Origin of the sequence: Xanthobacter oligotrophicus (genome assembly GCF_008364685.1) — a bacterium.
GTDB lineage: Bacteria > Pseudomonadota > Alphaproteobacteria > Rhizobiales > Xanthobacteraceae > Xanthobacter > Xanthobacter oligotrophicus.
Map to the genome: position 1 here is coordinate 183,762 of NZ_VTTL01000010.1, position 24,488 is coordinate 208,249.

Genomic DNA, 24,488 nt, shown 5'->3' on the forward strand with positions numbered 1-24,488 from the left:
CACAGCGTGAACGCACCCACCGATTTCGACCTCTTCACCTCGCGCTACCTGAAGGGCGAGGCGCAGGTGGTCTCCACCACCCTGGTGGCCGACCTGGAAACGCCGGTCTCGGCTTTCCTGAAGCTTGCCGGCGACACCCCCAACGCCTTCCTCCTCGAATCGGTGGAGGGCGGGCAGGCGCGCGGGCGCTATTCCATGATCGGTCTCGCGCCCGACCTCATCTTCCGCGCCTCCGGCGACACGGCGGAGATCAACCGCACCCCGGCGACGGACAAGGACGCCTTCGTCCCCTGCGCCGAGCCGCCGCTGAAGGCGCTGCGCACCCTGCTCGCCGAATCGGCCATCGACCTGCCGGCCGGCGCCCCGCCCATGGCGGCGGGCGTGTTCGGCTATCTCGGCTACGACATGGTGCGGCAGATGGAGAAGCTGGCGCCCGCCAAGCCCGATCCCATCGGCGTGCCCGAGGCGCTGCTCATCCGCCCCACCCTCATGGTGGTGTTCGACGCGGTGAAGGACGAGCTGACCGCCGTCACCCCGGTGCGCCCGAAGGAGGGCGTCTCCCCCCGCGCGGCCTATGAGGCGGCGCTGGAGCGGCTCGACCAGGTGGTGGCCGGCCTCGACCGCGCCATCGCCCACCCGGCGCCGGAGCCGTTCCACGGCGAGGTCGTGCCGGTCTCCAACACCGGCGCGGACGAATTCTGCGCCATGGTGGACAAGGCCAAGGATTACATCCGCGCCGGCGACATCTTCCAGGTGGTGCTGTCGCAGCGCTTCGAGAGCCCCTTCACCCTGCCGCCCTTCGCCCTCTACCGGGCGCTGCGGCGGGTGAACCCGGCGCCGTTTCTGGTCTATCTCAACTTCGACGGCTTCTCGGTGGTGTGCTCCTCGCCTGAGATCCTGGTGCGGCTGCGCGGCGGGCAGGTGACCATCCGTCCCATCGCCGGCACCCGCAAGCGCGGCGTGACCCATGTGGAGGACGACGCACTGGCCGCCGAGCTTCTGGCCGATCCCAAGGAGCGCGCCGAGCATCTTATGCTGCTGGATCTCGGCCGCAATGATGCCGGGCGTGTCTCACAGATCGGCACGGTGAAGGTGACTGATTCCTTCTTCATCGAGCGCTACAGTCAGGTGATGCATATCGTCTCCAACGTGGAGGGCACGCTGGACCCGCGCTTCGACGCGGTGGATGCGCTGGCCGCCGGCTTTCCCGCCGGCACCGTCTCCGGCTCGCCCAAGGTGCGCGCCATGGAGATCATCGACGAGCTGGAGAAGGACAAGCGCGGCATCTATGCCGGCGCCATCGGCTATTTTGGCGCCAATGGCGAGATGGACACCTGCATCGTCCTGCGCACCGCCGTGGTGAAGGACGGCCGCATGTATGTGCAGGCCGGCGCCGGCATCGTCTATGACAGCGTGCCCGAGAGCGAGCAGCAGGAATGCGTGAACAAGGCCAAGGCCCTGTTCCGCGCCGGGGAAGAGGCGGTGCGTTTTGCCGCCCGCGCCGGCAAGGGGCAGTGAAGACGATGGCTGCGCGCAAGGTCGATGCACGGACCACTGGCCCGCTGGTTCGGAACGGGCGCGCGAGCATGGCTGGCGTCGTGGCGGCCCGATGGCGTGGGCAGCCCCGCACCCCCTTCGCCGCCCTTGCTTGACCACCCGCCGGGCCACGCATTAAGCCCGGAAATCCCGAGATCCTCGGGGCCTGGAGTGCCCATGACCAACGTCACGCTGATCGATAATTACGACAGCTTCACCTACAACCTCGTGCATTACCTCGGCGAGCTGGGCGCGAACGTCACCGTCCATCGCAACGACAAGGTGACCATCGAGGAGGTGCTGGCCGAGAAGCCCGACGCCATCGTCCTCTCCCCCGGCCCCTGCACCCCCAACGAGGCGGGCATCTGCCTCGATCTCATCGCCAAGGCCGGCGAGAGCGTGCCGATCTTCGGCGTGTGCCTCGGCCACCAGGCCATCGGGCAGGTGTTCGGCGGCGACGTGGTGCGCGCGCCCATCCCCATGCACGGCAAGCTGAGCGAGATCCTGCACGAGGGCAAAAGCGTCTTCCGCGGGCTCAACCATTCCTTCCAGGCAACGCGCTACCACTCCCTCGTCGTCGAGCGCGACACCCTGCCCGACGCGCTGGAGGTGACGGCGCACACGGCGGACGGGCTGATCATGGGCCTCGCCCACAAGAGCCTTCCCATCCACGGCGTGCAGTTCCACCCGGAGAGCATCGCCTCGGAGAACGGCCACGCGCTGATCCGCAATTTCCTCGAGATCGCGGCCGCCTTCAATGCGCAAAAGGCCAAGGGCTGAGCACGAGAGGCTGACCCAAAAAGCCCTCCCCGCAAGCGGGAGAGGCGGATTACTGAACGCCTTGCGATCAAGGGCTGAGGACGAGACATGAACGAGTTCAAACCCCTCCTCGGCAAGGTGGCCACCGGCGCGAGCCTCAGCCGCGACGAGGCCGCCTACGTGTTCGACAAGATGATGTCGGGCGAGGCCACCCCCTCCCAGATGGGCGCGCTGCTCATGGGCCTGCGCGTGCGCGGCGAGACCGTGGAGGAGATCGCCGGCGCGGTCTCCGTCATGCGGTCCAAGATGCTGCCCGTGGAGGCGCCCAATGAGGCGGTGGACGTGGTGGGCACCGGCGGCGATGCCTCCGGCTCCTACAACATCTCCACCTGCGCCTCCTTCATCGTGGCGGGGGCCGGGGTGCCGGTGGCCAAGCACGGCAACCGGGCGCTGTCCTCCAAGTCGGGGGCGGCGGACGTGCTGGCGGCGCTGGGCGTGCGCATCGACCTCGACCCGGCCGGCATCTCCCGCTGCATCGCCGAGGCCGGCATCGGCTTCATGTTCGCCCCCTCCCACCATCCGGCCATGAAGCATGTGGGGCCGACGCGGGTGGAGATGGGCACGCGCACCATCTTCAACCTTTTGGGGCCGCTCTCCAATCCGGCCGGGGTGACGCGGCAGATGGTGGGCGTGTTCGCCAAGTCCTGGATCGTGCCGCTGGCCGAGGTGCTGCGCACGCTCGGGTCGCAAAAGGCCTTCGTGGTGCACGGGTCCGACGGGCTCGACGAGATCACCATCTCCGGCGACACCGACATCGCGGTGCTGGACGAGGGCCGCATCCACACCTTCACCGTGGCGCCGGAGGATGTGGGTCTCAAGCGATATCCGGCGCAGGAGCTGAAAGGCGGCGACGCCGTGCATAATGCGAAGGCGCTCAGGACCGTGCTGGACGGCGCTGACGGCGCTTATCGCGACGTGTCCCTGTTCAATGCCGCCGCCGCCCTCGTGGTGGCGGGCCGGGCGAAGGACCTGAAAGAGGGGGTCGAGATGGCACGGGTCAGCCTCGACACCGGCTCCGCCCGCGCGCGGCTGGAGCACCTCGTGGCCGTATCTGAGAAACTGGCGCCGGAGGCGGCCCAATGACCGACATCCTGAAGAAGATCGAAGCCTACAAGCGCGACGAGATCGCCGTCGCCAAGCATGCCCGCCCGCTGGGAGAGATCGAGGCGGCGGCCCGCGCCGCACCGCGCGTGCGCCCGTTCGCCGAGGCCATCGCCACCAGCCTGGCCGAGGGGCGCACCGCGCTCATCGCCGAGATCAAGAAAGCCAGCCCCTCCAAGGGCCTGATCCGGGCGGACTTCGATCCGCCGGCGCTGGCCCGCGCCTACCAGCGCGGCGGCGCCACCTGCCTGTCCGTGCTCACCGACACCCCCTCCTTCCAGGGCGCGCCGGAGTTCCTTGGCTCCGCCCGCGCGGCGGTGAGCCTGCCGGTGCTGCGCAAGGACTTCATGTACGACACCTACCAGGTGGTGGAGGCCCGCGCCTGGGGGGCTGACTGCATCCTCATCATCATGGCCGGGGTGGACGACCTGCTCGCCCGCGACCTTGCCGATGCCGCCGTTGCCTATGGCATGGATGCCATCGTGGAGGTGCACGACGACGCCGAGCTGGAGCGGGCGCTCGACCTGCCGTGCCGGCTCATCGGCATCAACAACCGGAACCTGCGCACTTTCGAGACCTCGCTCGAAACTTCCGAGCGCCTCGCCCCCCGCGTGCCGAAGGACCGCATCGCCATCGGCGAGAGTGGCATCTTCACGCCGCAGGACGTGGCGCGGCTCGCCAAGGTGGGCATAGGCACCATCCTCGTCGGCGAGAGCCTGATGCGGCAGGAGGATGTCGCTTCCGCCACGTCCCAGCTCCTTGCGGGCTAGACTTGCCGTATACGTAAAGTTCCGCCTTAATGGGCGTGACGGCTCCGCAAGTGGGCCGCACCCATGGGAGGACTTTCATGAGACTGCGCCTGTTCGCCGGCATCGCCATTGCCGGCCTGTTTTGTGCCCCGGCGCTGGCCGCCGATCCCGTCGGCCTGTGGCAGACCCCGTCGCGGGGCGGCCAGGTGGAGATTTCCAAGTGCGGCGCCAGCCTGTGCGGCCGCCTCGTGTCCTCCGAGGGGATCAAGGCCGATCCTGCCCTCAAGGACGTGAACAATGCCAACGCGGCCCTGCGCAGCCGGCCGGTGAAGGGCGTCACCATCCTCACCGGCTTCTCGGGCGGGCCGAAGGAATGGAGCGGCGGCAGCATCTATAATGCCGAGGACGGCAAGACCTATTCCGGCTCCATCACCCTCGACGGCGACGACACATTGAAGCTTCGCGGCTGCGTGGTGGCGCCGCTCTGCAAGACGCAAGTCTGGACCCGCCTGCGCTAAGGCGCACGCCGCTTTCACCGCACGGACGCCCCGGCGATCCCCTGCCAGCCTTGCCAAGGTGGACAGGACCCGCCGCGGGCGCCATCTTCCGTCCCGCACGAAACGATTCCGGGACGCACCGACGGACATGGCGAGCCTGACCCATATCGATGCCGAGGGCTCGGCCCGCATGGTGGACGTGTCCGACAAGGCCGCGACCGCCCGCGAGGCCCTGGCCGAGGGGCGCGTGGCCATGGCGCCCGCGACCCTCGACCTGATTCTCTCCGGCAACGCCAAGAAGGGCGACGTGATGGGCGTCGCGCGCCTCGCCGGCATCATGGCCGCCAAGCGCACCCACGAGCTGATCCCCCTGTGCCACCCGCTGATGCTCACCAAGGTTGAGGTGGAGGTCGTCCCCGATCCCGCCCTGCCCGGCCTCCACGTGACCGCGCGGGCCAAGACCACGGGCCAGACCGGCGTGGAGATGGAAGCGCTGACCGCCGTCTCGGTGGCCTGCCTCACCATCTACGACATGGCCAAGGCGGCCGATCGTGGCATGCGCATTGAAGGCATCCGGCTTCTGGAGAAATCCGGCGGCGCCAGCGGGCATTTCCGCGCGGAACCGCCCACGGACTGAAGAGGCCGAGCCACTGATGGAACCGAGCACGACAGCGGACGCCGGGAAGCCGGCCGGCAAGAAGACCCCCCTCATGACCGTCGAGGAGGCCATCGGCCTGGTCACGGCCGGCGCGTCGGTCCTCGGTGTCGAGCAGGTGCCGGTGGCGCTGGCCGATGGGCGCGTGCTGGCGCAGGACCTGCCCGCCCGCCGCACCCAGCCCCCCGCCGACATGTCCGCCATGGACGGCTATGCCGTGCGTGGCAGCGATATCGCTCAGACGCCTGTCCGCCTCACCGTGATCGGCGAATCAGCGGCCGGCCGACCGTTTCCGGGTGCCGTGGGGCCGGGCCAGGCGGTGCGCATTTTCACCGGCGCGGTGGTGCCGGAGGGCGCCGACACGGTGGTGATCCAGGAGAACACCAGCCGCGACGGCGATGTCATCACCACCACCGCTCCCACCGCCGCCCTGCGCAACGTGCGCAAGAAGGGCTGTGATTTTACCGCCGGCACGCCGGGCCTGTTCGCCGGGCGGCGCCTGACGGGGCGCGACATCATGCTCGCCGCCGCCATGGACCATGCGGTCCTGCCCGTGGCCCGGCGCCCGCGCGTGGCGGTGCTGCAGACCGGCGACGAGTTGGTGCTGCCCGGGCAGGGCACGGGCCAGGACAGCGAGATCGTCGTCTCTAACGCCTTCGGTCTCGCCACCCTCGCCCGCCGCGCCGGCGCGGAGGTGACCGATCTTGGCCTGGTGCGGGATGATCTTGTCGCTATCCGCGCCGTGGTGGAGCACGCGCTTTCTGGCGAATTCGACCTTGTCGTCTCCTCCGGTGGCGCCTCGGTGGGTGATCACGACCTCATGGCGCCCGCGCTGCGCGCGGAGGGGGTGGAACTGTTCGTGCACAAGATCGCCCTGCGCCCCGGCAAGCCGCTGATGTTCGGCGGCAAAAGCGGCGTGCGGGTGCTGGGCCTGCCCGGCAATCCGGTGTCGTCGCACGTCTGCGCCATGGTGTTCCTGGTGCCGCTGCTGCGCGCGCTGCAGGGCGATACCGCGCCCGGCCCCGTAACCGCGCCGGCGCGTCTCGCGGTGGACATCGCGGCCAACGACGTGCGCCGCGACTTCATGCGCGCCCGCATGGATCGCCACGCCGACGGAACGGTGCATGTGACGCCCTGCGCCTCCCAGGACAGCGCCATGCTGAGCATGCTGGCCTCCGCCGACTGCCTGCTCATTCGCCCGCCCTTCGCCCCCGCCGCCACGGCCGGTGACCCCTGCGAGATCATTCCTTTCGACGACTGAGGGGCCTTAACCCTGCCTTCACCACTTGCGGAACACAAAAGGAACAGATAGAAGCTGTTCATGATTTGTTTCGCGGCGCACAGGCTGGCGCTGGAGGGGGCGAGAGATGCTGACGCGCAAGCAATATGACCTGCTTCGCTTCATTCATGAGCGGCTGAAGGAGACCGGCGTGCCCCCCTCCTTCGACGAGATGAAGGAGGCGCTGGACCTGCGGTCCAAGTCCGGCATTCACCGCCTGATCACGGCGCTCGAGGAGCGCGGCTTCATCCGCCGCCTGCCCAACCGGGCGCGTGCCCTTGAGGTGGTGCGTCTGCCGGACAGCGTCGCCCCCGGTCTTGCCACTCCCCGCGCGGCCAGTCGCGGTTTCTCGCCCTCGGTCATCGAAGGCAGTCTCGGCAAGGTGCGGCCGGCCTCGGACGACGACGAAGGCGCGGGCCAGGTGGTCACCGTTCCGGTCATGGGCCGGATCGCGGCGGGTTCGCCCATCTCCGCCATCCAGACCCGCAGCCACACCCTCAATATCCCGCCCGAGATGCTGGGCAGCGGCGAGCATTTCGCTTTGGAAGTGCGCGGCGACAGCATGATCGAGGCCGGCATCCTCGACGGCGACACGGTTCTCATCCGCAAGTGCGATACGGCGGACACCGGCGACATCATCGTTGCCCTCGTGGACGACGAGGAAGCAACGCTGAAGCGCCTGCGCAAGAAGGGCGCCTCCATCGCCCTCGAAGCCGCCAATCCCGCTTACGAGACCCGCATCTTCGGCCCTGACCGGGTGCGCATCCAGGGCCGCCTCATCGGCCTCATGCGCCGCTACTGATTTCCGCTTCCTCCCTCCAGCGGGGAGGCCGCGACGGGGTGAGGGGCGTGGCGGTCACCATGCTCAACGGGGCCCGGCTCTTCTGGAGCGACGCTTCTCACCCCAGCTTTTTGACCCGTCGATGCTTCCGACCGTCCTGAGCCTTTGGGGCTTCCGGCCGCATCACTCCGATGCGGCGTCGGCTTCCGGATCGTCCGTCGGCGGGCGCTGAGGGGTGGGCTCCGGCGGCAAAGGCGGCATCCAGGGGCGCTGGACTTGGGGCCTGCGGGTGGGCTCGACGTGCCAATCCCCTCTGCTGGCTCCCTCGCTTGCCCCATCGCGGAAATGATAGGCGAGCGTTCCAGTCCGCTGGAGCGTCTGCGGCGTTACCACCTGGGCCGGACAGCGTCGGGGCGGCACGTCCCGGGTGACGACGATGCGCGATTCCAGGCAATCCGCCTCCAGGCTTTCCGCCCGCCGCGATACGGCGATGGTGCCGCCGCCCGGCAGGGGCGCGGTGCAGCCGAGCGGATCGCAGGTGAACAGCGCGGCAATCCCTTCGGCGCCAGCCTTTCGCATGTCGCCCTCCCGCGTCATCCACTGCTCCACCACCAGCCGCTGGCTGCGCGCCCCGAGGACCGATAGCCGCCCATCCGGACCGCGCACAGCCACCGTCTGGGCATCGGGCGCGATGAGAATGTCCGGACGCGGTGGTGCGCCGGACATGAGCAGGGCGAGGGCGAACGGCACGATGGCGACCGCCGTGAGCAGCCCGCGCAACAGGCAAAGTGCGGCAAGGCCCAGGCTGAACAGCGCCAGCGTCGGCGCGCCCACCGTATCGACCCGGCCATCCGCGCCTGGCAGAACCGCGACCGCATCGGAGACCGCGACCATGATCTCGATGCCCTTGCCCATCACCGGCCAGGCCAGATGATCGAAGCCGAACGGCATCAGCAGCACACCCAGCAGGCCGAACGGCATCACCAGGAACGACACCGCCGGCATGGCGGCGAGGTTGGCCAGGAGGCCATAGGGCGCCACGCGCTGGAAGTGAAAGATGCCGTAGGGCGCCGTCGCCAGTCCCGCCACCAGGGAGGTCAGCGCCGTGCCGCCCACCAGCACCGCGAGCCAGACCACCCCCTGCCCCACCCATCCGTCGGGCCGCGGCAGGGCGCGCAGGGGCCGCAGGCGCTCATAGGCGGCGACTAGCGCGAGGGTGGCGGCGAACGACATCTGAGTGCCGGGATCCAGCGCCGCCTCGGGGGTGAAGGCGAGCACGCAGATCCCCGCCACGCCCACGGTGCGCAGGGTCAGCGCCGGCCGACCGACCAGCACGCCGCTGAGCACCAGCGCCGTCATTACGAACGAGCGCTGCGCCGGCACGTCATTGCCGGAGAGCACCAGATAGGCCGCGCTGCCGGTGAGGGCGACGATGGCCGCCAGCGACTTGATGGGAAAGCCCAGCGCCAACGCCGGCACCAAAGCGAGACCGCCGCGCACGAACGCGAACAGCGTGCCCGCCACCAGCGCCATGTGCAGGCCGGAAATGGAGAGGATATGCGTGAGCCCGGACACGCGCATGCTCTCCTCCACCTGCGGCGCGATGGCGGAGCGGTCGCCCGCCACCAGAGCCACGGCGATCTCCGCCGGCGTGCCTGCGAGGGAGGCGCGGATACGGCGGGACAGGCTGTCGCGCACCGCCTCCACCGCCATGGCGAGGCGCACCGACAGGGGCGGCTCAGCCGGCTCCGCCAGCTTCGGCTTGCCGAGGCCGTAGCCCACGCCGCCGATGCCGGCGAACCAGGGGTTCCGGCCGAAATCATGGGCGCCGGGCATGGCCGGGCCCAGCGGCGGCAGCAGCTGGGTCAGCTGGGTGACATGGGTGCCCACCGGCGGCGCCCAGCCCTTGCGCAGGGTGAGGCGGACCAGGCGCGGCACCGGGTCCAGCCCCTTCACCGGGCCGGCGTCGAGCCGCAGCAGGATGCGATCCCCCTTCGGGCGATGTTCCACGCGCTCCACGAAGCCGGATAGCCGCACCGGTCCCTTGCCCGGCGTGGCGATCTCGTGCGCTACCAGCGCGGTGCGCACGCTGCCGGTGGTGAAGCCCGCCGTTATGGCGGCAAGGGTCACCACCGCCCCGAACGCCACCGGTCGCGCACGCAGCAGGACCGCGCCCCCGCAGAGGGCGGCCAAAAGCGCCACGGCGATGGAAAGGGACGGCTCCCTCGCCGCGCCGAAATACAACAGGATGCCAAGGGTGAACGCCGCCGGAAGCCAGAGGATCAGCCGGCCGGAGGCGGCCTCGGCTGCAAGGTCAGCGGCAAGGCGGGCGCGCAGCGCATCCAGGAAGCGGGCAAAGCCAGGGGGCATCGCCCGGCGCGCAGCAGTGCGCGCGCCGCCGAGAACGGCCGCCCGTCCGCTGTGCGCCGGACGCTGATCCTGCTGCGTCATGTCGCCCCAGATGCCCCGCTGCGGGCCGTTCCGATCCGAGGGCATCCGGCGCCCGGCCCGCCAGGAATGGCGGCCGTGTTCCTTGTGCCCGGCGCCTATGCTACACGGGCGCCTCCCGCGTGCCAGGGTGCGTGCATTCATGCGCGCTCGGACGTGAGGCTCGCGCTGGAGCCCCTGCCCCGGCCGACCCTGCGTACCACCCGCGCGCTGCCCCGCCCCGTCCACCCCCTGGACCGAGCCTCGTCGAGTTCCCCATGTCGCAGATCGTCACCCGCTTCGCCCCCTCCCCCACCGGCTTCCTGCACATCGGCGGGGCGCGCACGGCCCTGTTCAACTGGCTCTATGCCCGCCACACCGGCGGCAAGATGTTGCTGCGCATCGAGGACACCGACCGCCAGCGCTCCACCAAGGAAGCGATCTCGGCCATCATCGAGGGGCTGGAGTGGCTGGGCATCACCTGGGACGGCGAGCCCATCTACCAGTTCGCCCGCGCCGAGCGGCATCGCGCGGCCGTGGAGGAGATGCTGGCGCAGGGCAACGCCTATCGCTGCTATGCCACGCCCCAGGAGCTGGACGAGATGCGCGAACTGGCCCGCAAGGAGGGCCGCCCGCCGCGCTATGACGGCCGGTGGCGCGACCGCGACCCGTCCGAGGCGCCCAAGGATCGCGACCCCGTCATCCGCCTGCGCGCGCCGCAGGAGGGCGAGACCGTGATCGACGACATGGTGCAAGGCACCGTGACCTTCCCCAACAAGGATCTCGACGACCTCGTCCTGCTGCGCTCGGACGGCAATCCCACCTACATGCTGGCGGTGGTGGTGGACGACCATGACATGGGCGTCACCCATGTGATCCGCGGCGATGACCACCTGACCAATGCGGCGCGCCAGACCCAGATCTACCGCGCGCTGGGCTGGGAGGTGCCGCGCATGGCCCATATTCCGCTCATCCACGGGCCGGATGGCGCCAAGCTCTCCAAGCGCCATGGCGCCCTCGGGGTGGATGCCTATCGCGACATGGGCTACCTGCCGGCGGCGCTGCGCAACTATCTGGTGCGGCTCGGCTGGAGCCACGGCGACCAGGAAGTCTTCTCCACCGAGGAGATGATCGGCTTCTTCGACCTCGACAAGGTGGGCCGCTCCGCCGCCCGCTTCGATTTCCAGAAGCTGGAAAGCCTCAATGGCCACTACATGCGCGCCTCCAGCGACGCCGAGCTGTTGTCCGCCATCGATGCGCTGGTGCCCCACCTGCCCGATGCCGAGCGCCGCCTCGCCCGCATGACGCCGGAGCGCCGCGCCCAGCTCGCCGCCGCCATGCCGGGGCTGAAGGAGCGCGCCAAGACCCTGGTGGAACTGGTGGATAACGCCGAGTTCATCTTCGTCGAGCGCCCGCTGCCGCTGGACGACAAGGCCGCCGCCCTGCTCACGCCCGAGGCCCGCGCCCATCTCGGCCGCCTCCTGCCCGCTCTGGAGCAGGTGGAATGGACCGCCGCCGCCACCGAGGCCGCCGTGCGCGCCTATGCGGAGGCGCAGGGCGTGAAGCTCGGCGCCGTGGCCCAGCCGCTGCGGGCCGCGCTCACCGGCAAGCCCACCTCTCCGCCCATCTTCGACGTGCTTACGGTGCTCGGCCGGGAAGAGAGCCTGGCGCGGCTGAAGGACCAGGCGGCTTGACGGCGCCCGTGCCCGAGACGGTGGAGCTGGATCTCAGGGGGCTGAAATGCCCTCTGCCGGCCCTGCTCACCCGCAAGGCGCTGAAGGCAGCGGCCGCCGGCACGCGCCTCGTGGTGACCTGCACCGATCCCATGGCGGTGATCGATATTCCCCACCTGGCGCAGGAGACCGGCGCCGCGCTGGAAGAGCGCACGGTGGCGGAAGGCCTCCTCACCTTCATTCTGCGCAAGCCGGGCTGACAGCCCGGCAAAATGCCGAAAGGTTCGGGCTGACAGCCCGGCCCCGCCTCAGACCGAGAGCGGCAGCGCCCGTTCCACCAGCCGCACCCAATAGGACGCGCCGAAGGGAATGGCGGCATCCGCGAAGTCGTATTCCGGATGGTGCAGGTCGGCGGACGGGCCGTTGCCGATGAAGATGTAGGCGCCCGGCTTCTCCTCCAGCATGAAGGCGAAATCCTCCGCCGCCATCAGCGGCGGGGCAGAGGCGTCCACCTCCGACAGGCCAGCCACGTCGGCCGCGACCTCGGAGGCGAACGCGGTCTGCGCCGCGTGGTTGCGGGTGACGGGATAGCCCTGGGAAAAGCGCACCGTCGCGGTGGCGCCGTGGGCGGCGGCCACCCCTTCCGCCACCGCCACGATGCGGGCACGCAGGACCTCGCGCACATGGGGGTCCAAGGCCCGCATGGTGCCGGCGAGCCGCGCGCTGGGCGGCAGCACATTGTCCGCCTCTCCCGCATGGAACATGGGAATGGAGATGACCGCGGCGGCGAGCGGATCGAGATTGCGCGACACCACCTGCTGCAGGGCGGTGACGATGCCGGCGCCGGTGAGCACCACGTCCACCCCCTGGTTGGGCCGGGCGGCATGGGCGCCGCGGCCGTCCACCAGGATCTCGATGCGGTCGGACGAGGCCATGATGCCGCCCTGCCGCATGGCGAAGCGGCCCACGGGCAGCCCCGGCAGATTATGCATGCCGTAGACCTCGCTCACCGGGAAGCGGACGAACAGGCCGTCGTCGATCATGGCCTTGGCGCCGGCCCCGCCCTCCTCCGCCGGCTGGAAGATCAGCACGGCGGTGCCGGAGAAGGATCGGGTTTCCGCCAGATGGCGCGCGGCGCCCAGCAGCATGGCGGTGTGCCCGTCATGGCCGCAGGCATGCATGACGCCGGGCGCCTGCGAGGCATAGGCGGCGCCGGTCTGCTCGGTGATGGGCAGCGCGTCCATGTCCGCCCGCAGCCCGATCATGGGTCCGTCCCCGCGTCCGCGCACGATGCCGACCACGCCGGTGCGCCCAAGCCCGGTAATCACCTCGTCGCAGCCGAAGGCGCGCAGCTTCTCGGCCACCGCGGCGCTGGTGCGAGGCAGCTCGTACATGAGCTCGGGATGGCGATGGAAATCCTGGCGCCAGGCCGCGATCTCGTCGGCACCGGAGGCAATGTGATTATGGACGGGCATGGCAATTCCAGGAGCAATGAGGGGCCATGGTGGGCATGGGCCGCCTGCCGGTCAATGGGCTGGGGATATTCACAGCACGGGCCACCCCCGCGCATCTTTCCCAAGGCCCTGCCGCCGCCGGCCTTGACCCTGCCGCCTTGGCATCCTAACCACAGCGTCGAGTGAGCCCGTAGCTCAGCCGGTAGAGCACGTGACTTTTAATCATGGGGTCTCGGGTTCGAATCCCGACGGGCTCACCAACGATATCAAAGACTTAAGGTCTGATGGCTGAGAACAGGAAGAGAACATGAGACGCCTTTGAGACCGTCTCATCGTCTCACGTGCGACGTACCCATGATTTTCGACGCCGCTCAAACAGCGACGCCCGTCTCTTTCATCCACGACAGCAGCTTGCCGATGGCGGCGTTGGCGACGCGCGGCGGAGTGTCTGCCGTCTGGATGACCGTAGCGCGCCGTCGTGGCGGCTGGGGATCAGGACCCTATTGCGAAGACGTCACCGGCCCTGGGTTGCGGCACGACGTTTTGCCGCGCCAAAAAGCCCACAAAGCGGGCATTTGAGCCACGGCTGCGGCGGTAAGGCCGCTTGATGCCGCTACCTGGATCGGCCATTTTTGCGTTAGATCAAATTCCGCATCTGGAATGTGGATCAAGTCAACGCTTATCTGGGTTCGATCATGGAAACAGCTGCGCGCGTCGCTCTTCGTGTTCCCGTCTTCGGGTGGTTCCTGAAGGATGCCATCTATGGAGCGCCCGACGCCAAATATTATTTCATCGCAAACCTTGTGGTTTGCTTCGCGGCGCTCGTCTATTTTTTCGGTTATCCGTTCCTCATCATTTATGCACTGACGATGACCGCCCTGGCCCTGGTGTCGCTCATCATCCTGACCGCGTCGGACATGTTCCGAAAGGGCGAGGATAAGGACGCGGCCCCGAAGCCGGTCGGCCGGACCACCAAGGCGCGCTGAAGCCGCCGCCATCTTTTACCCCGCCTCACGCGGGCGGCCGGCCGAGGTCCAGCTTCAGCTGGTAGATGTTGCGGATGAGGTCGAAGATCTGCCCGATCTCGGCCGAGGAATCGCTCGCCCGGCAGCTCATGATGAGCGGGGACGTGATCCCTGCCTCCAGCAGCGGGCGGTAGGTGACATCGTCGCGGTGCAAGTGGCGCACCGAGTCCGGCACCAGCGTGATGCCGATGCCCGCCGCCACCAGGCCCAGTGCGGTCTGAAGCTCGCGCACCTCCTGTGCGATGACGGGCGTGCAGCCCCGGTCGCTGAAATAGGACAGAACCTGGTCGGCATAGCTCGGCCGCGGCGACTTGGGATAGAGCACCAGCGGCTCCGCCGCGATGTCCTGGAATGATACGCCGTCGGAGGCGAGCAGCCGGTGGTCCGGCGGCAGGGCCACCAGCAGGGGCTCCTCGGCAATCACTTCGCGGCGGATGGCGGGATCGTCGAAGCGGATGCGCCCGAAGCCCACGTCGATGCGCCCCTCCTTCAGGGCGGCGATCTGCTCCACGGTGCTCATCTCTATGAGCGCCACCTCCAGCCCGGCATAGCAGGCGCGAAAGCCCCGGACCACGTCCGGCAGCCCGCCATAGAGCACCGAGCCCACGAACCCGATCAGGAACTGGCGCCGCCCCGCCTCGCCGAAGCGCCGGGTGGTGATGCGCAACTCCTCCGCCCGCTGGAGGATCTGCAACGCATGCTCGTTGAAGAAGCGCCCGGCGGCCGTGAGGCGCACCGGGCGGCTTGGCCGCTCGAACAGGGTTACCCCCAGGTCCTCCTCCAGCTCACGCATCTGCCGGCTCAGGGGGGATTGGGCGATGTGGAGCTTCTCCGCCGCGCGGGTGAAGCTGCGCTCGCGGGCCACGGTTGTGAAATACCTGAGGTGGCGCAATTCCATGTCCAGACCTTTTAGGTATGCAAACCGACCGAGACTGTCTTTGACGCGCGCCCCCTCAGCGTGATTTTCCTTATGCCAAACATAAGGACACTCCGCGGATGCAGACCGGCGTCGCAGTTCGTATCGACCGTATCGAGACCTTTATCGTCGATATCCCAACCATACGCGCCCATCACCTGTCCATGCACACCCTGCGCAGCCAGACGCTGGTGCTGGTGAAGGTGTCGTGCTCGGACGGCACGGTCGGCTTCGGCGAGGGCACCACCATCGGCGGCCTGAGCTATGGCGAGGAGAGCCCGGAAGGCATCAAGCTCACCATCGACACCTACATCGCCCCCCTGCTGCTCGGCGCCGACGCGGCCCGCGTTGCCGCGCTGATGGCGAATGTGAAGCGGGCGGTGAAGGGCAACCGCTTCGCCCGCTGCGCGGTGGAGACCGCCCTGCTCGATGCCCACGGGCGCCGCCTGGGCGTGCCGGTGTCGGAGTTTTTCGGCGGGCGTCAGCGCGATACGCTGGAGGTGGCTTGGACCCTCGCCAGCGGCGACACGGGCAAGGACATCGAGGAGGCCGAGGCCATGCTGGCGGCGCGCCGCCACCGCATCTTCAAGCTGAAAATCGGCAAGCGCGAGGTGCCGGCGGACGTGGCCCATGTGGCCGCCATCAAGGCGGCTTTGGGCGACCGCGCCAGCGTGCGGGTGGACGTGAACATGGCCTGGAGCGAGCATCAGGCCCGCCGGGGCATCGCCGCGCTGGAGGCGGCCGGGGTCGATCTCATCGAGCAGCCGGTCAGCCGGGAGCAACGCGGCGCGTTGGCCCGCCTGACGCGCCGGTTCGACGTGGCCATCATGGCGGATGAAGCGCTTCAGGGCCCGGCCGAGGCCATGGATCTGGCGCGGGACCGCGCCGCCGGGGTGTTCGCGTTGAAGATCGCCCAGTCGGGCGGGCTGTTCGAGGCCCAGCGGGTAGCGGCCATCGCTGATGCGGCGGGCATCGAGCTTTATGGCGGCACCATGCTGGAAGGCGGCATCGGCACGGCGGCATCGGCCCAGCTCTGCGCCACCTTGCCTTCGCTTGCCTGGGGCACGGAGCTGTTCGGCCCCCTGCTATTGGCCGAGGAGATCCTGGCGACGCCCCTCGCCTATGCGGATTTTGCGCTCATCGTTCCGACGGCGCCGGGCCTCGGCGTCGAGCTGGACATGGACCGTGTGGACTTCTTCCGGCGCGACCGCCCGGCTCCACGCCTCAGCCCCGTCCGCCAGACCGTGGGAGCCTGAGACCCCCTACCCTTTCGACGACCGATGCCCCAGCGCACGGCGACCAAAAATCACCCCATAAGGAAAACGCCCATGGAAAAAGCCGCCATCGATACCCTCTTGAAGGAAATGCAGGCGCCCACCCGCGGCGAGCCCACGCCCCGCGTGAAGGCGATCGTGGACCGCATCGTCCGCGACCTGTTCTACGTCATCGACGAATATGACGTGGAGCCGAGCGAGTTCTGGAGCGCGGTGAACTACCTGACGCAGGCGGGCCGCAACGACGAATACGGCCTCATTGCCGCCGGCCTCGGCTTCGAGCGCTTCCTCGACGTGCGGCTCGACGCGGCGGAGGAAGCCGCAGGCCTTACCGGGGGCACGCCGCGCACCATCGAAGGGCCGCTCTATGTGGCTGGCGCGCCTTTGTGCAAGGGCGAGGCGCGGCTCGACGACGGGTCGGAAGAGGGCGAGATCCTCATCATGCACGGGCAGGTGCGCGACACCGACGGCCAGCCGGTGGCCGGCGCCCATGTGGAGGTGTGGCACGCCAACACGCGCGGCAACTATTCCTTCTTCGACAAGAGCCAGAGCCCCTTCAACCTGCGCCGGACCATCGAGACCGACGCCGAGGGCCGCTATCGCTTCCGCACCACCATGCCCTCGGGCTATGCGGTGCCCCCCGAAGGCTCCACCGACACTCTGCTGAAGCAGCTCGGCCGCCACGGGCACCGGCCTGCGCACATCCATTTCTTCGTAAGCGCACCGGGCTTCCGCAAGCTCACCACCCAGATCAACATCGACGGCGATCCCTATCTCCACGACGATTTCGCCTTCGCCACCCGCGATGGGCTGATCCCCGCCGTGGAGCGCAACCAGGATCCCGCCGCCATCGCCGAGGCCGGGCTGAATGCCCCGTTCGCGCGCATCGCCTTCGATTTCGAGCTGCGGTCAGAGGCGGCAGCCCTGCCCTCCGCCGAGGTGCAGCGCCCGCGTGCGGAAGCCGCCTGACCACAAGGCCTCAGCCGCTTCAGAAGGCCCGGCACGGTGCACCCCGTGCCGGGTCGCCCGATCCCGACACAGCCCAGAACCGCAAGATCAAAAACCCCTTGGAGGATAAAATGGCGGGTGGAAAACAAAGCATCCAGGACCTGCTCGATGGCGAGCCCATACGCGGGCGCCAATGGCTGGTCTTTCTCATGTGCTTCTTCGTGGCCGCCCTCGACGGCTTCGACACGCAGTGCATCGCCTATACCGGACCTGCCATCGCCAAGGCGTTCGGCATGGCGCCGGCGGACATGACCTACATCTTCATCTCGGGCACCCTCGGCATGGCCATCGGCGCCATGGCGCTGGGCTCCATCGGCGACAAGATCGGCCGGCGCACCGCCATCCTCGGCGCCATGCTGCTGTTCGGCGTGTTCTCGCTCGCCATCGCGTTCGCCACCTCGCCCACGCAGATCGTCGTTCTGCGCTTCCTCACCGGCCTCGGCATGGGCGGTGCCACCCCGGTGCTGCTGGCGCTGTCCGCCGAATACGCCCCCGGCCGCGCGCGGGGCACCGTGCTCACCGGCGTGCTGCTGGGCCTGCCGCTCGGTGCCGTGCTCGGCGGCCTTCTGGCCTCGGGCTGGATGCCGGTGATCGGCTGGCAGGGCATCTATCTGGTCGGCGGCTCGCTGCCCTTGGTGATGCTGGTGGTCTGCCTCATCGTCCTGCCGGAATCGCCGCAGCTTCTGGTGGCCCGGGGCAAGCCCGGCGACCTGGAGAAGAGCCGGTCGCTGGTGGAGAAGATCCTGAAGCGCCCGGTGCCGGCCGGCACCCAGTTCGTGCCTGCCGACAAGGTGGCCAAGGGCTCGGTGGCGGCGCTGTTCGCCCCCGCCTACCGCATCCGCACCATCGCGGTGTGGGCGACCTACCTGTTCAACTGGATCGCGTGGTTCATGCTGCTTCTGTGGCTGCCCACCGTGCTCACCACCTCCGGCCTGCCGGCCGCCACCGCCGCCTTCGGCACGGTGACCGTGAACACCGCCTTCATCATCTGCGCCATCCCGCTCTCCCTGGTCCTGCCGAAGGTGAACGCGCGGCTGCTGCTGCTGGGCATGTTCGCCCTGGGCATCGCCATCTGCATCGGGCTGGCGCTGGCCGGTACCAACTGGACGGCGGTGTTCATCCTGGTGGCGGCGGCCGGCTTCGGCGTCGGCGGCCAGCAGCTGGCGCTGAACTACCTCATCTCGGGCATCTACCCCACCGAGCTGCGGGCCACTGGCACCGGCTGGGCCATCGGCATCGGCCGCACCGGCGCCATCGTCGGCTCGGCTGCGGGTGGCTGGTTCCTGCAGATGGGCGGGGTGCCCGGCTATTATCTCGGCATCGCCGTGCCGCTTGCCATCGCGGCGCTGGCGGTGGCGCTGATCCGCTCGCGGTCCTCCGCGCAGCCGGAAGGCGCGCTCTCGGCGGCCCACTGAGCCTTCGGGGATAAAAAGCGGCCGCCGGCTTCATCCGGCGGCCGTAGCTTTCTTCAAGAGGAGACGACAGGTGTCAGACAAGCGCTTTGCCGACAAGGTTGCCCTGGTGACCGGCGCGGCGCAGGGCATCGGCCGCGTCACGGCGCTGCGGCTGGCGCGCGAGGGGGCGAAGCTCCTGATCGTGGACCGCTCGGCCGAGCACAATGAGAATGTCCGCGCGGAGATCGAGGCGGCTGGTGGCACCGCCCGCGCCCTCTCCGCCGACCTTGAGACCTTCGAGGGCGCTCAGGCGAGCGTCGCTGCCGCGCTGGAGGCCTATGGCCGGATCGACGTGGCGGTCCACAATGTGGGCGGCACCATCTGGTCCAAGCCCTTCTGGGAATACCAGCCGGAGGAGATGGAGAAGGAAATCCGCCGCTCCCTGTGGCCGACCCTGTGGAGCTGCCGCGCCGTGATCCCGGTGATGATGCGCCAGAAGGCGGGATCCATCGTGAACGTGGGCTCCAACGCCACACGCGGCATCTATCGCGTGCCCTATTCGGCGGCGAAGGGCGGCGTGCACGCCATGACCACCTGCATGGCGCTGGAACTGGCTGAGCACGGCATTCGCGTCAACGCGGTCTCCCCCGGCGCCATCGACAATGGCACCCGCGCCATCCCGCGCAATCCCACGCCCCTGTCCGAGCAAGAAAAGCAGTGGGGCAAGGAGATGTACGAGGACATTCTCGCAGGCACGCCCCTGCGCCGCATGGGCACGCAGGAGGAAGTGGCCGCCACCATCTGCTTCTTCGCCTCGCAGGAGGCAGGCTACATCACCGGCCAGACCTGCTTTGTCGCCGGCGGCACCATCGGCTGAGCGCCCTATCCGCCGCGCGGGGGGCGGCGGATGTCCTCGTAGAGGGTGTGCAGGCGCTCCAGCGATTTCAGGGACCGGTCGGGCTCGGTGGCGGCAAGGCCAATGACCAGCATTTCCAGGCACACGAGCACGAGGCCGTGGAGCGGCACCGTCTCCGACTTGCCGCGCGGCACCTGGATCACCACTTGCGCCTGCCGGCCGAAGGCGGGCGAGGCCGAGCCGGACAGCAGGATCATGGGCACCTCCAGCCGGCGCGCCTCCTCCAGCGTGGCGACGCCCTCGCGGTGCGCGCTGGCCTGGCCCATCATCACCAGCACGTCGCCGCTCCGCATGGCGAGCAACTGCTCGCCCAGGCCGATGCCGGTGCGGTTGAGGGCATAGGCGTGCCGCCCGTTGCGCATCAGCAGACGGGCTGCGTATTCGGCGAGGATGGCCGAGGCGCCGATGCCGAACAGGCCGATGCCGCTTGCCCCGCGCATCAGCTCGATGGCGGCGGAGATGGCCCGCCGGTTCTCCGGCTTGGTCACTTCCGCGATGCCGATCATGTGGCCGTCGCGCACGAAGTCGATGGAGGCGTCGATGTCGCGCTCCAGCTCCTGTGTGGTGGAGGTCATCTTGTCCACGGACGAGATGACTTCGCCCAGATGGCCGGCCAGCGTGCGCTTGAGGTCCTTCAGCCCATCGAAGCCGAGGGCCTGCACGGCGCGGATGACGGTGGCATCGGAGGTCGCGGTCTGCGCCGCGATTTCCAGCGCCGACTGGCCCAGCACGGTGCGGCGGTTCTCGTTGATATAGTCGGCCACCACCTTGAGGCGGGGCGAAAGGGTCGCGCCGCGCTGGCGCAGGCGCTCGCCGAACCGGTCCACCTTGCTCCTGCGGCCTTGCGACGGCGTCGTCATCTCACCCTTTGCTTTCTCCGAGAAAATAATGTCTGGCCATGCTGGCACAGGGGGCGGGCGTTTTTCAAACGCGGTCTTCAGCGCGGCGCCGACGGTTTCAGCTCCTGCCGCAGCACCTGCGCTTCCACCACCGCGACCAGCAGGTTGAGGGTGGCATAGGTGTTGGAGATGGTCTCGTCCCGCGGCAGCAACAGGTAGCGCCCCTCGCGGCAAGCCTTCATCAGGCGGCACCAGCCGGGCATGACTTTCTCCATGGCGGCGATCTCCACCGCCGGGCCGTCGCCGAGGTCGGAACGGAAGGTGCCGAACAGGAAATCGGCTTCAAGGTCCGGCAGGCGCTCGGCGCTCACGTCCATGCGCCCGCCTTCGGGGATGGCCTCCACCAGCTTGGGAAAGCGGAAGCCGGCATCGCGCAGCACCCGCCCCAGCGCCCGGTCGGTGTGGAAAACCGTGATCTTGCCCTGGTTGGCCTGGAAGCTCGCGACACTGATGCGCGAGGTATCCACCAGCGCCCGCAATTGTGCGATCTGCGCCGCATAGCGTGCTTCCAGCGCGGCGAAGCGCGCCTGCGTCCCCGTGAGGGCGGAGAGCTTGCCATAGATGGCGGCCGGGCCGCCCTTCAGGTGCTCGATGCTCACCGTAGGGGCGATGCGTTCCAGCTGGGAGAGGGGCGTGTCGCGGGTGGGCGAGGTGATGATCAGGTCGGGCCTCGCCGCCACCACCGCCTCCAGATCGATGGCATTGGCGCCGATGAAGGCGATGGGGGCGGTGTCGAAATCCACGCCGGTGAGCAGCTTGCCGGCCCGCAGGAAGCGGGTGCCGTCCGGCCGCACCCGCCCGTGGCTCGCCACCGGCACCACGCCCAGCTCGATGAGGGGCAGCGTGAGGTCGAGATCGTGCAGGGAGACGATGCGCTGCGGCCGCTCAGGCACCTCCACCTTACGGCCGAGATCGTCGGTGAAGGGACGCGTCTGGGCCAGGACTGGCGCGGCGCCGGCGAACAGCAGGGCAACGAGCAGGGCGAAGCGGAAGGGGCGGATCATGCGCATGTCTCAGGAAAGGGTCACAGCCGGTCGCGGCGCTGCCACAGCAGCAGAAGGAAGAGGGGCACGCCCGCCAGCGTCATCACCACCCCGGCCGGGATCTGGAGTGGTGCGAACAGGAGGCGGCCCGCCGTATCGGCCGCCAGCACCAGCGCCGCGCCGAGCAGCGCGCTTGCGGTCAGCACCGCCGCCTGCCCGCCGCCTACCAGAAAGCGCGCCATGTGCGGCGCCATCAGCCCGACGAAGCCGAGGCTGCCCACGCACGACACCGCCGCCGCCGTCATCAGCACCGGCGCGGCAAGGCCCAGCGCCTTCATGGTCTTGAGCCGCACGCCAAGGCCCTTTGCGACGCCATCCCCCAGCAGCGCGGCGTCGGCCGCGCGCGCGGTGGCGATCAGCACCAGCGTGCCGAGCCCGCTCCAGAAGGCCAGCGCCGGGATCAGGGCCCAGTCGGCGGCATGCAGGCTGCCGGCGAGCCAGACCAGAGCGGTCTCCACATCGTTGATGTCCGCCGTAGTGATGAAGACCAGCAGCCCAGCCGCCAGCAGCCACGACACGCCGATGCCCACCAGCACGAAGCGCACCCCGGACAGGTCGCGGGCAAGCATGGTAACCACGAAGGCCACCGCGAGCCCGCCGGCCATGCCCACCGGCGGCCGCCACGCCGCATCCACCGCCGGGAAAGCGAGGATGAGGGCCAGCACGGCAACGCTCGCCCCTTCCTTCACGCCCACCAGGCCGGGATCGGCAAGGCCGTTGCGTGTGAGCGCCTGCATGGCGGCGCCGGACAGGCCCAGCGCCGCACCGGCGAGGAGGGCCATGATCACGCGCGGCAGGCGGATTTCGCTCACCACATGAGCCACGTCCGCCCGTGCCCCGCTCCGGGCGAGGGCTGCGAGCACCTCGGCCAGGGTTATGGGCAGGCTACCCGATGCGAGCGCGAACAGGCCGGCGGCCATCAGCACCAGCAGCAGCGCCGCCGAGATCGCCGCCGCGCGCGGGCGAAATCTCAGGGCGAGCGGGCCGGCGGCAAGGCGCCGATAGCCGGCGGCACGGGCGGGCGAGGTCATCGTCCCCTCCGGCTGGCGTTATTCATTTCCGCCTCCGGCTTGCGAGGGCAATGAAGACCGGCACGCCCACCAGCGCCGTCACCGCCCCGGTGGCCAGTTCGCGGGGGGTGAACAGCATGCGGGCGGCAAGGTCCGCCGCGATCAGCAGCACCGCGCCGGCGATGGCGCACAGGGGCAAGGCGAGGCGCATGTCGCGCGCGCCGAGGCCGCGCACCGCATGTGGCACCACCAGCCCGACGAAGCCGATGGGTCCGGCCAGCGACACCGCCGCCCCGCTCAGGAGGCCGGCCGCCGCCAGCCCCGCCAGCCGCGTGCGGCCCACATGCACGCCGAGTCCCCGCGCCACGCCATCGCCCAGCGCCAGCGCATCGAGCCGGCCGGACAAGGCGAAGGCGAGGCCCATGCCGATCAGCGCCGGCACCAGCGCCGCCTGAAGCGCACCATAGGACAGGCCGGAAAGGTCCCCGGCTAGCCACAGCCGAACGGTGGCCAGCGTCTGGTCGTCCAGGATCAGCTGCGCCGAGGTGAGGGACGCCGCGAACGCCGACAACGCAACCCCGCACAGGGTCACCTTCATGGGCGACAGCCCGGTCCGCCCCGCCGACGCGGTGGCGATGACGAGGCCGGACAGCACCGCCGCTCCGAGCGCGGCCACCAGCGGCCGGGTCGCAAGGAGCGCCTCGGCTGGCAGCCATGTGCGCAGCCAGGGTGCGAAGGTGAGGGTGGAGACAACGGCCAGCGCCGCCCCCGCGTTCAGCCCCAGAATGTGGGGCTCGCCCAATGGATTACGGGTGATGCTCTGCAGCAGCGCCCCGGTGATGCCGAGGCCGGCGCCCACCAGCAGGCAGCACAAAAGGCGCAGCAGCCGTAGCTCCACCACCACTTTGTGGTCGAAGCTGTCGGGATCGAACGCCACCAGCGCCTCAATCACGGTGGCCGGCGCGATCGGTCGTGCGCCGACGCCGAGATGGGCGAGCGTGAGGACGCCAAGGAGCACCAGCAGGACCAAGGTCGCCGCAACGGGACGCGCGCGCCGGGCGAAGGTGGGGGCGGGCATGGCGGCCCCTGCCGCCGGCAAGGTCGGCACCAGGCTCACGGTGCAGCCTCCGACACGGCGGCGAGCGGGATGAAGACCGGCTTGCCGGTGCGCGGGTTTTCCACCGCCACCACCTCCACCCCGAACAGGTCGGCGATCTGGGCGCAGGTCAGGCCGGTGCCGTCCTCCACCTGCGCGCGGATGCGCCCGTCCTTCAGGCCCAGCACCGTGTCGGCATAGGCGAGGGCCATGTTCAGGTCGTGCAGCACCGCCACCACGGTGCGCCCGTGCTCGCGAGTGAGGCGGTGCAGCAGGTCCAGCACCTCCACCTGATAGCGCAGGTCGAGAAAGGTGGTGGGCTCGTCCAGCAGGATCACCTTGGTGTCCTGCGCCATGGCCATGGCGATCCAGCAGCGCTGGCGCTGGCCGCCCGACAGGGCCTCCACCGGGGTGCCGGCGAAATCCAGCGTGCCGGTGAGGCGCATGGCGGTCTCCACCGCCGCGTCGTCCCGTGCGCTCCACTGGCTCAGGAAGCCCTGGTGGGGGTAGCGGCCGCGCGAGACGAGGTCGAACACGGTGAGCCCCTCCGGCACCAGCGGGCTCTGCGGCAGGATGCCGAGGTCGCGGGCGAGGGCGCGCGTGGGCAGATGGTGGATGGAGCGCCCGTCGAGGTGCACGGCGCCGCCCAGCGGCTTCAACAGGCGCGCCATGGCCGACAGCAGCGTGGACTTGCCCGAGCCGTTGGGGCCGATAAGCGCCGTCATCCGCCCGGCCCGCACCGTGAACGAAACGTCATCCACCACGACCTTGTGGCCCCAGCCGGCCTTCAGCGCCGTGACCGCGAGGCTGGGCACCGCTTCCGGCGTCGCGTCGCCCGGCGCGGGCTCCGCCGCCGGGCGGCGATCTGTGGTGGCGGGTTCACGGATCGAAGTCTCGAACACTTAAGGTCTTCCTTGACGGGTCCTCAGCGGCACA

Annotated in this window: 24 protein-coding genes and 1 tRNA gene; 17 read left to right on the forward strand and 8 right to left on the reverse strand. The window is 69.5% G+C overall.

Annotated features, from left to right (window positions below; translation table 11 throughout):
- Window positions 1-6 precede the first annotated feature (6 nt).
- The 8 genes from trpE (at window position 7) to lexA (ending at window position 7,438) form a co-directional block, all read left to right on the forward strand.
- Window positions 7-1,518 (forward strand): anthranilate synthase component I, encoded by a 1,512-nt coding sequence (gene trpE, locus FZ033_RS17555; protein ID WP_188079557.1) that lies wholly within the window; start codon window positions 7-9, stop codon window positions 1,516-1,518.
- A 195-nt stretch (window positions 1,519-1,713) separates the two neighbouring features.
- Window positions 1,714-2,316: an anthranilate synthase component II gene (locus FZ033_RS17560; RefSeq protein ID WP_149577375.1), complete on the forward strand. Its 603-nt coding sequence runs from the start codon at window positions 1,714-1,716 to the stop codon at window positions 2,314-2,316.
- Between the two features lie 87 nt (window positions 2,317-2,403).
- Window positions 2,404-3,438, forward strand: coding sequence for an anthranilate phosphoribosyltransferase (trpD, locus tag FZ033_RS17565; RefSeq protein WP_149577376.1), 1,035 nt, complete (start codon window positions 2,404-2,406; stop codon window positions 3,436-3,438).
- The gene (gene trpC, locus FZ033_RS17570) at window positions 3,435-4,226 is read left to right on the forward strand and encodes an indole-3-glycerol phosphate synthase TrpC (protein WP_149577377.1); all 792 of its coding nucleotides are present in this window, start codon (window positions 3,435-3,437) and stop codon (window positions 4,224-4,226) included. Before trpD ends, trpC begins: the two co-directional genes overlap by 4 nt.
- Window positions 4,227-4,303: 77 nt before the next feature.
- Window positions 4,304-4,723: a DUF2147 domain-containing protein gene (locus FZ033_RS17575; RefSeq protein WP_149577378.1), complete on the forward strand. Its 420-nt coding sequence runs from the start codon at window positions 4,304-4,306 to the stop codon at window positions 4,721-4,723.
- A 127-nt stretch (window positions 4,724-4,850) separates the two neighbouring features.
- Window positions 4,851-5,339: a cyclic pyranopterin monophosphate synthase MoaC gene (gene moaC / locus FZ033_RS17580; RefSeq protein WP_149577379.1), complete on the forward strand. Its 489-nt coding sequence runs from the start codon at window positions 4,851-4,853 to the stop codon at window positions 5,337-5,339.
- 16 nt (window positions 5,340-5,355) lie between these two features.
- The gene (locus FZ033_RS17585) at window positions 5,356-6,618 is read left to right on the forward strand and encodes a molybdopterin molybdotransferase MoeA (RefSeq protein ID WP_149577380.1); all 1,263 of its coding nucleotides are present in this window, start codon (window positions 5,356-5,358) and stop codon (window positions 6,616-6,618) included.
- 106 nt (window positions 6,619-6,724) lie between these two features.
- Window positions 6,725-7,438 (forward strand): transcriptional repressor LexA, encoded by a 714-nt coding sequence (gene lexA, locus FZ033_RS17590; RefSeq protein ID WP_138398507.1) that lies wholly within the window; start codon window positions 6,725-6,727, stop codon window positions 7,436-7,438.
- A 162-nt stretch (window positions 7,439-7,600) separates the two neighbouring features.
- Here the strand turns inward: lexA and FZ033_RS17595 are convergent, their stop codons facing one another.
- Window positions 7,601-9,913 (reverse strand): ComEC/Rec2 family competence protein, encoded by a 2,313-nt coding sequence (locus FZ033_RS17595; protein ID WP_188079558.1) that lies wholly within the window; start codon window positions 9,911-9,913, stop codon window positions 7,601-7,603.
- 209 nt (window positions 9,914-10,122) lie between these two features.
- Between FZ033_RS17595 and gltX the strand changes: the two genes are divergently transcribed.
- Window positions 10,123-11,538 (forward strand): glutamate--tRNA ligase, encoded by a 1,416-nt coding sequence (gltX, locus tag FZ033_RS17600; RefSeq protein WP_149577382.1) that lies wholly within the window; start codon window positions 10,123-10,125, stop codon window positions 11,536-11,538.
- Window positions 11,535-11,777, forward strand: a complete 243-nt coding sequence (locus tag FZ033_RS17605) for a sulfurtransferase TusA family protein (RefSeq protein ID WP_149577383.1) — start codon at window positions 11,535-11,537, stop codon at window positions 11,775-11,777. The genes gltX and FZ033_RS17605 overlap by 4 nt, the downstream gene beginning before the upstream one ends.
- Window positions 11,778-11,825: 48 nt before the next feature.
- Here FZ033_RS17605 and FZ033_RS17610 read toward each other — a convergent pair whose 3' ends face one another.
- Window positions 11,826-12,992, reverse strand: coding sequence for a M20 aminoacylase family protein (locus tag FZ033_RS17610; protein WP_149577384.1), 1,167 nt, complete (start codon window positions 12,990-12,992; stop codon window positions 11,826-11,828).
- A gap of 163 nt (window positions 12,993-13,155) precedes the next feature.
- Here FZ033_RS17610 and FZ033_RS17615 point away from each other — a divergent pair.
- The 3 genes from FZ033_RS17615 to FZ033_RS24095 all read left to right on the forward strand — a co-directional run bounded on the left by FZ033_RS17615 (window position 13,156) and on the right by FZ033_RS24095 (window position 13,957).
- Window positions 13,156-13,231 (forward strand) — tRNA-Lys (locus FZ033_RS17615).
- 94 nt (window positions 13,232-13,325) lie between these two features.
- Complete coding sequence (locus FZ033_RS17620) at window positions 13,326-13,550, forward strand: hypothetical protein (RefSeq protein ID WP_149577385.1); 225 nt, start codon at window positions 13,326-13,328, stop codon at window positions 13,548-13,550.
- A gap of 83 nt (window positions 13,551-13,633) precedes the next feature.
- Window positions 13,634-13,957, forward strand: a complete 324-nt coding sequence (locus tag FZ033_RS24095) for a hypothetical protein (protein ID WP_188079559.1) — start codon at window positions 13,634-13,636, stop codon at window positions 13,955-13,957.
- 25 nt (window positions 13,958-13,982) lie between these two features.
- On the opposite strand, the gene FZ033_RS17630 is transcribed toward FZ033_RS24095, so the two are convergent.
- On the reverse strand, window positions 13,983-14,894 hold the full coding sequence (locus FZ033_RS17630) for a LysR family transcriptional regulator (protein ID WP_149577386.1): 912 nt from the start codon (window positions 14,892-14,894) through the stop codon (window positions 13,983-13,985).
- Window positions 14,895-14,992: 98 nt separating this feature from the next.
- Between FZ033_RS17630 and FZ033_RS17635 the strand changes: the two genes are divergently transcribed.
- The 4 genes from FZ033_RS17635 (at window position 14,993) to FZ033_RS17650 (ending at window position 19,465) form a co-directional block, all read left to right on the forward strand.
- Window positions 14,993-16,168 carry a muconate/chloromuconate family cycloisomerase gene (locus tag FZ033_RS17635; RefSeq protein ID WP_149577387.1) on the forward strand — a complete coding sequence of 392 codons (1,176 nt, stop codon included), beginning with the start codon at window positions 14,993-14,995 and terminating at the stop codon, window positions 16,166-16,168.
- Window positions 16,169-16,240: 72 nt separating this feature from the next.
- Entirely contained in the window at window positions 16,241-17,155 is a 915-nt protein-coding gene (gene catA / locus FZ033_RS17640; protein WP_149577388.1) for a catechol 1,2-dioxygenase, read from the forward strand.
- Between the two features lie 110 nt (window positions 17,156-17,265).
- Complete coding sequence (locus FZ033_RS17645) at window positions 17,266-18,609, forward strand: MFS transporter (protein WP_149577389.1); 1,344 nt, start codon at window positions 17,266-17,268, stop codon at window positions 18,607-18,609.
- 70 nt (window positions 18,610-18,679) lie between these two features.
- Window positions 18,680-19,465, forward strand: a complete 786-nt coding sequence (locus tag FZ033_RS17650; protein WP_149577390.1) for a 1,6-dihydroxycyclohexa-2,4-diene-1-carboxylate dehydrogenase — start codon at window positions 18,680-18,682, stop codon at window positions 19,463-19,465.
- A 5-nt stretch (window positions 19,466-19,470) separates the two neighbouring features.
- Here the strand turns inward: FZ033_RS17650 and FZ033_RS17655 are convergent, their stop codons facing one another.
- The 5 genes from FZ033_RS17655 to FZ033_RS17675 form a co-directional block, all read right to left on the reverse strand.
- Window positions 19,471-20,364: a MurR/RpiR family transcriptional regulator gene (locus FZ033_RS17655; RefSeq protein ID WP_149577391.1), complete on the reverse strand. Its 894-nt coding sequence runs from the start codon at window positions 20,362-20,364 to the stop codon at window positions 19,471-19,473.
- A 77-nt stretch (window positions 20,365-20,441) separates the two neighbouring features.
- Window positions 20,442-21,407, reverse strand: a complete 966-nt coding sequence (locus FZ033_RS17660) for an ABC transporter substrate-binding protein (RefSeq protein ID WP_210247913.1) — start codon at window positions 21,405-21,407, stop codon at window positions 20,442-20,444.
- A gap of 20 nt (window positions 21,408-21,427) precedes the next feature.
- The gene (locus FZ033_RS17665; protein ID WP_149577393.1) at window positions 21,428-22,477 is read right to left on the reverse strand and encodes a FecCD family ABC transporter permease; all 1,050 of its coding nucleotides are present in this window, start codon (window positions 22,475-22,477) and stop codon (window positions 21,428-21,430) included.
- 22 nt (window positions 22,478-22,499) lie between these two features.
- A complete protein-coding gene (locus FZ033_RS17670) occupies window positions 22,500-23,573 on the reverse strand; it encodes a FecCD family ABC transporter permease (RefSeq protein WP_232847547.1) in 1,074 nt (357 codons plus the stop codon).
- The gene (locus tag FZ033_RS17675; RefSeq protein WP_232847553.1) at window positions 23,570-24,367 is read right to left on the reverse strand and encodes an ABC transporter ATP-binding protein; all 798 of its coding nucleotides are present in this window, start codon (window positions 24,365-24,367) and stop codon (window positions 23,570-23,572) included. The genes FZ033_RS17670 and FZ033_RS17675 overlap by 4 nt, the downstream gene beginning before the upstream one ends.
- Window positions 24,368-24,488 lie beyond the last annotated feature (121 nt).